Raw genomic sequence first — 6525 nt, 5'->3', positions numbered from 1 at the left:
GTTGTTGGAGGTGACGGGTCCGCGTGCCCAGGCGGTCGTCGACGTCCTGGAGGATGCGGGTGTCCGGGCTGTGGTGGTGCGTGGTGGGCGCGCCGGCCACACCGACGTGCACACCGCCGAGACGGCGTCGGCGGGTTCGGGTGACGTGGTCCTGGTGACCGACGGTTCGGTGAGTACCGATCAGCACCGTTCGAGTGCGTGGAACCAGGGACCGGAACTGGTCTTGTACACGCCCAACAGGACCAATCGGATATCGTGGAACCGCAATGCGGCGTTGCTCGCGCTCGCCGACGCGGTGGTCGAGCAGAGCCGGGCGCGTGCCGCGCGTGGTCTTCCCGCCCCGGTCGTGGAGGTGTCGGGACCTGCCGCCTGGAGCAGCGCTGGCGTGATCCGGTCCCGCGGTGTCGAGGTCCAGCTCGGAAATCGTGCCGGGATGACGGTGGTACGGGTTGATTGGCTCGTGCCGTCGCAGGTGGAGGCTCCCGAGGCGTTCCCGGTGGAGTTGTTCTGGAAGGCGACGCCGAGGTCTCGGGGAGTGGTGGAGCACCCGGGTCATCCGGTGTCGTTGGACTTCGCTCCGGGCGTGCGGGAGCTGACGCCGGAGCAGGCCGCCGAGGTCGAGGACCTGGTCGGGGACCTGACCGCTTCGGTGGGTCTGCGGCGTGCCGCGCACCGGCCGCTTCCCCTGGTGGTGGTGTCGGGTGCTCATGGGCGGCTCGTCCAGCGGGTGTTGCGGGACACGGGTGCTCCGTTCTCGATGGTCGAAGGGGGGCGCCCGGACGGCGCGGACGTGTTCGTGGACTGGCGGACCGGGGAGGCGGGTTCGCGGTCGGGTATGGCGCCGGTGCTGTCGTTGCCGGGGTTGGCGTCGTTGGGGTCCGTCGAGTTGCGGGTCGTGGCGGAGCGGATGTTGGCGGAGGTGCCGGCGGGAGCGGGTGGTCGGACCGCGGTGGAGGTGACCGGCCCCGGGGCGTGGCGCGTGGTGGACGCGCTGCGAGAGGCGGGCGTCGAGGCTGTGGTGGCGCGTGGTGGGCGTGCCGGGCACACCGACGTCCACGTCACCGAGGCAATTCGAGAGGCAATTCAAGCCGCCCCAGCGGCCCGAGCCGCTGGGGCGGCCCGGGCGGAGGAAGCGATTCGAGCGTCCGAGGCGGTCTCCGCGGCCCAAGCGGCTGAAGTGGCCCGCGCGGTTCGCCGGGCCCTGGCGGCAGAGGAGGTGGGCGTGCCCCGGGCGCCTCGTCCGCGTCGCACGTCCAGGGTGACCCGCACCTCCCGTGAGGTCCAGCCACCCACCGCGGCCCAGCCACCTCAGGGAGCCCTGGGTGAGGTGGCCCCGGTCGACCCCGGCGCCGTGGCCGCAGGTGGTCGCGGCCGGTCGAGCGCGTGGGACGAGGAGCCCGACCTGGTGCTCGACGCGACCGAGCCCGGTACGCCCCTGTCGACGGCCCGCGGGGACGCGGTGCTCGCCCTGGCCGGGGAGGTGGCCGAGCTGGGGCGGGTGCGGACCCAGCACGGTCTCCCGCTCCCGGTCGTGGAGGTGTCGGGCGACTCCTCCGCCGAGGTGGCCGATGTGTTCGCGACCCGGGGTGTGCGGGTTCGGACCGAACCCGGTGCCGGCGCGACGGCGGTGCGGGTCGACTGGGTCGGGGCGTCGCCGGCTGTTCCGCGCGAGATGTTCCCGGTGGAGCTGTTCTGGCGGGCGACGCCGAGGTCGAAGGGGTTGCTGGAGCACCCGGGTCATCCGGTGTCGTTGGACTTCGCGCCGCGGGCGGCGGACTTGACGCTGTTTCAGGTGGTCGAGCTCGATTCGCTCATCGCCGACCTGGCCGTTTCGGTGGAGCGGCGGCGTGCTGCCGGGCTGCTGAGCCCTGTCCTGCTGGTGACGGGCAGCCATGCGCAACTCGTGGCCGACGCGATGTGGAAGAAGGAGATCCTGCGGCGGAGCGACCTCTACCCACTGGTGGTCGGGGACGGCGGTCGTGCGGACGGTGCCGACGTGTTCGTGGACTGGGCGGTCGCGCCGGTCACCGACGTCCGGATGCCGGGTGCCAGGCGGGGCGTGGCCCCGGTGCTGTCGCTGCACGACTTCGGGACGATGAGGACCGCCGAACTGGTGACCCTGGCGGAGGAGCTGTCGGCGGTGGGCGCGTCGCGGCCGGGCGGTCGGCCCGCGGTGGAGGTGACCGGTGCCCGTGCGAGGGGTGTGGTGGACGCGCTGCGGGAGGCGGGCGTCGAGGCGGTCGTGGTGCGTGGTGGACGTGCCGTCTTCACCGACGTGCACGTGGTTCAGGACGCCCGTGCCGATGTCGGGTCGACACGGGCGCGGGCGGGGCTTGCGGAGTCGGTCGGGCTCGGTGTCACTCGGTCGGACGAGGATGTGCCGGACGACCCGATGTCGGAGCCGACATCGCCGAACAGCCTGTTCGACTTCGACATGGGGTCGCCGCCCGCCGGGTTGGACGGCCCGGTGTTGGTGCAGGACGGCCCGGTGTTGGAGCCGGCGTCGCCGAACAGCCTGTTCGACTTCGACATGGGGTCGCCGCCCGCCGGGTTGGACGGCCCGGTGTTGGTGCAGGACGGCCCGGTGTTGGAGCCGGCGTCGCCGAACAGCCTGTTCGACTTCGACATGGGGTCGCCGCTCGACTTCGACATGGGGTCGCCGCTCACCGGGTTGGACGGCCCGGTGTTGGAGCCGGCGTCGCCGAACAGCCTGTTCGACTTCGACATGGGATCGCCGCCCGCCGAGCCGGACGACTCGACGGAGACCGGCGGTGCCCGCCCCGACGACGGTGAGGACCGGGTCGGGAGGAGCACGCGCGCCATCGAGGTGCCGGAAGCCCTCGGCACGCGGTCGGAGGGGGAACCCGGCACGGGTATCGCCGAGCCGGCGCCGCGGGAGGTGAAGCCGCTGCGCGAGCAGCTGGTCCCGCCGTCGGAGCGGGAGACCGCGGCGCTGCTGGAGGTCGTCCCGCCCGGAACCCGGTTCACCGACCCGGCCCGGTGGGTCGGCCTGGTCAACGGCGACCGCTCCGCGCTGGGCCGCGACGTCAACTGCCTCGACGCCGCGCTGGCCTTCCACGCGACCTACCACGGCAGCCCGCGCGTGGCCGGTGCGATGGTGACCGGCCGGGCGCCCCGCGTGGCGGACGCGGTGCTCGACCGGAGCCTCCCCCACGCGCCGGAGGTGCTGGGTGCCGGGCCGCGGGCGCTCGGGGAGGTCATCGACCGCGTGGCGCGCGGCGGCCACGGCTCCGCCGCCCTGGTTTTCGCCTACCCGCCGGGCAGCCGCGACGGGCACGCCTGGAACGTGGTCAACCACGACGGTGTCGTGTCGCTGGTCGACGCCCAGGCGGGCACCATCCGGCCGGCGACCGACGACGCCATCCGGGACGTCGGCCGCCTCACCGCGATCCCGCTGGGCCCGGGGGGCGAGTTCCTCACCGGCGCGCCGCTCACCCCGCCCCGCGCGCCGGACGGGGTCGGCGCGGAGGTCCTGCGCGAGTACGGGGACCGCGTCGGCTCGGGGGACTGGGCGGACTACCTCGACGGCCTCGACGACCGGATCGGGTCGCTGCGCGACCAGGTGCGGGCTGCGGGGGCCTCGAACTCGGCCGCCGAGCAGGCGCTCCTCTCCGCGCTGGTGCTGCACCAGCGCCGGGTGGACGGCCACCGCATGCTCGCCGACGTGGTGGCCGGGGTGGCGACCGCGGTGCGCGGTACGGCCGCCCGACTTGTCCCCGGGATCGGCGGCCTGCGGCTCGTCGGCGAGGTGGTGACCGCCGAACTGGCGGCCGGCCTGGCCGCGCTGCTGGGGCGCGACGTGGTGGCCCTGGTGGTCGGTTCGGACGCCGAGGAGCCCCGGGAGTGGGAGTTCCCGCCGAGGGGCAGGCCGCTGCCGGTGAGGCGGTGAACCCTTCCGCCGGTCCCCCGCGTGATTGCAGTGGGACCGGCGGAAGGAGGACGCAGTGGACGACACGATCACCGTGGAGCGGGTGGGCCACGCCCTGCTCGTCGCCTCGCGCGGGGCGGACGGCGACGCGGCCGCCCTCGCCGCCGCCCTCGCCCCCGAGCGGTACCGGACGGCGGTCGTGGTGGGCGCGTCGGCCGTCGAGGCGGTGGCGCGGCTCGACCCGTGGGTGATCGCGGACCTGGACGAGCACGTGTCGGGCAGCGTCCGGCTGGTCGCCCCGAACCTGGCCGCGACGGGACCGGACGGGGAGCTGCCGCCCGCGCACCTGCTCGCCGAGCGCCTCGGCGTGGAGGTGGTCGCGCCGGACGACGCCCTGGTGCCGCTCCAGGGTGGCAACGTGTTCGTGGCGGGCAGCGACGCGGGGTGGGTCGCCTACCGCCCCGACGGCGGTCGCCGCCGTTCCGGGCCGCGCCACCCGGCGCCCTGGTGGCAGGAACTCCTGCCCCGGGACGCCGGCGAGCAGATCCCGCTCGGCCTGTGGCTGCGCGCCCCCGGCTCGCCGGAGCGCGCCGACGACCCCCTCCGCACCCGGGTTCCCGATCCCGGGCGCTTGACGGTCGTCGTCGGTGCGCCCGGTGAGCCGGCCCCCGGTGTTCCCGAGGTGGCCGAGGTGCTGCGGGCCCTGCCCGGTGAGGCCCGCGACCGTGCGGTGCTGGTCTGCTACGGCTGCGACGTCGCCCAGGCGCTCGCCGACGAGCTGGGCGGCCCGGTGCGCGCGCTGCACGGAGTCCCTGGCCCCGACGGCCCCGTGCACCTCGACGAGTGCGGCGACCCCACGTGGCGACCGTTCGCCCTGGAGAGCGTGTACCTGCCCGGCGCCGCGCCGGTGGTGGACCGCTGGCTCGCGCCGGTGCCGTCGATGACCATGGTCGCGCCCGCCGCCTACCGCCTCGCCGAGGGCTGGCGGCTCGACGTGCTGCCGCGCGGGGTGCTCGCGCGGCCCGACGACCTCGTGCCCGACCCCGCGTGGTCGGAGCCCGCGGGCGCGACGGCCGACCTCGTGGTCGCCGCCGGGGGAGCGGTGCCCGCGACCGTGGTCACCGCGCTGGCGGAGTTGGTCCGCGCACTGCCCGACGACGTGCGGGAGAACCTGCGGGTGGTGCCCACGTCGCCGTTCGCCGCGGACGCGGTGCGCGGGTTGCCCGGCTGGGACGACCCCGACGACGCTCCCCGGCGGCACGCCGTGGTGGTCACGCCGGACGGGCGCGTCCTGCCGGCCGAACCGCTGCTGGCCGTGTCGCCCGCGGCCGCGGACCTTGTCGTGCACCTCGACCAGGTCCCGGAGGTGTCCGACAAGGCGACCGCCGCCCCGGCCGTCGGCGTGCCGCGCCGTGCCCCGGACCGCCCGGTCGCCCCGGTGGAGGTCGTGGGGGTCGACGCCGTGGTCGGGGTGCCGGAGCCGGAAGGCAGTGCCCCCATCCCCGCGACGGCGACCGTCGCGAGGCGCGCGGCCGTCCCCGCTCCGGTGGCGCCCCCGCTCGTCGCGCCCACCTCCCAGCCGGTCGCCCCCGCGCCCCGACCGGTCGCGCCTCTTCCCACCCAACCGGCACCGTCCGCACCCGCCGCCGCGACCGCTCCGGCGGCGCCCGCTCCCACCCCGACGGCGACCCCCGCCCCGGTGCCGCCGCCGGTCGCACCCGAGCCGACCTCCCGGGTGCCCGACCTGACCTCCGCGCTGCCGGCGGCCGTGTCGTCCCTGACCGCTCCACCCAGTCCCCGTCGCACGCCACCCGTCGAGCCGATCACCGCCACGCCCCCCGCCGGGCCGGAACCGATCGCCGGGCCGGAACAGGCCACCGGGCCGACCACCGGGACGCTCGCCGACCGGGTCGAAGCCACCCCGGCCGAACCGGTGAGGCCCTCGCGGCGGGAACCCTTGCAGGTTCCCCGCGACGCCCGCAGCACCGCCGGGCAGCGGGCCGCCGTGCGCGCCGCCCTGGGCAGCCGCTACGACGTCGCCAACCGGGCGGTCGCGCGGCTGCTGGCCGAGCGGCCCGGCCTGCGGGCCCCCGGCGCCGACGCCGCCGCGCTGACCGCGGAGCTGACCGTCGTGCGGGTCTTCGCCCTCGACCACGAGGCCGACCACGACCTCGACTTCCACACCTGCCTGGCCGCGGGGCTGCGCCGCCTGCCGACCCTGCGCGGCGTCGTGCTCCGGGGCGCGCCGGTGGACGCCGACCACCGCGTCGGCACCGTGCTGACCCTGCCCGAACCCACGTTGGCCGGGAACGCGCTGCCCGCGCGCCCGGTGCCCGGGACCGAGGTGCTGATCTGGAGCACCACCGCCCGCCGCCTCGACGGCCTGCTGGACGACGACCGCCGCGACGACGTCCTCCTCCCCGCCCACACCCGCCTGCGGGTGCTGGCCGTGGAGGAGACCGACCGGCGCCGCGTCCTGCTGGCCGAGGAGGGCACCCCCGAGGACCAGGCGCTCAAGCGGCTGCGCGCCACTGTCGCGGCCCGCGCCGCCACCGGCCCCGCCGACGAGGAGGAGGTCACGCGGTGGTTCGGCGACCTGCCCGTCTCGTGACCCCCCGACGACACCGGAAGGAGCC

Annotated in this window: 2 protein-coding genes; both read left to right on the top strand. The window is 76.2% G+C overall.

What is annotated here, in order from left to right; genetic code table 11:
* Positions 1–433 precede the first annotated feature (433 nt).
* Positions 434–3910, top strand: coding sequence for a toxin glutamine deamidase domain-containing protein (locus CKY47_RS35680; RefSeq protein ID WP_306750808.1), 3477 nt, complete (start codon positions 434–436; stop codon positions 3908–3910).
* A gap of 55 nt (positions 3911–3965) precedes the next feature.
* Positions 3966–6500: a hypothetical protein gene (locus CKY47_RS35675; protein WP_306750807.1), complete on the top strand. Its 2535-nt coding sequence runs from the start codon at positions 3966–3968 to the stop codon at positions 6498–6500.
* Positions 6501–6525: the final 25 nt, after the last annotated feature.

The organism is Saccharothrix longispora (assembly GCF_030852425.1).
Taxonomy (GTDB): Bacteria; Actinomycetota; Actinomycetes; order Mycobacteriales; family Pseudonocardiaceae; genus Actinosynnema; species Actinosynnema longispora.
This window is presented reverse-complemented; position numbering and strand designations above follow the sequence as displayed.

Excerpts from the sequence above, each read along its gene's own strand:
- CKY47_RS35680 (WP_306750808.1), top strand. The coding sequence starts at position 434 with ATGACGGTGGTACGGGTTGATTGGCTCGTGCCGTCGCAGGTGGAGGCT.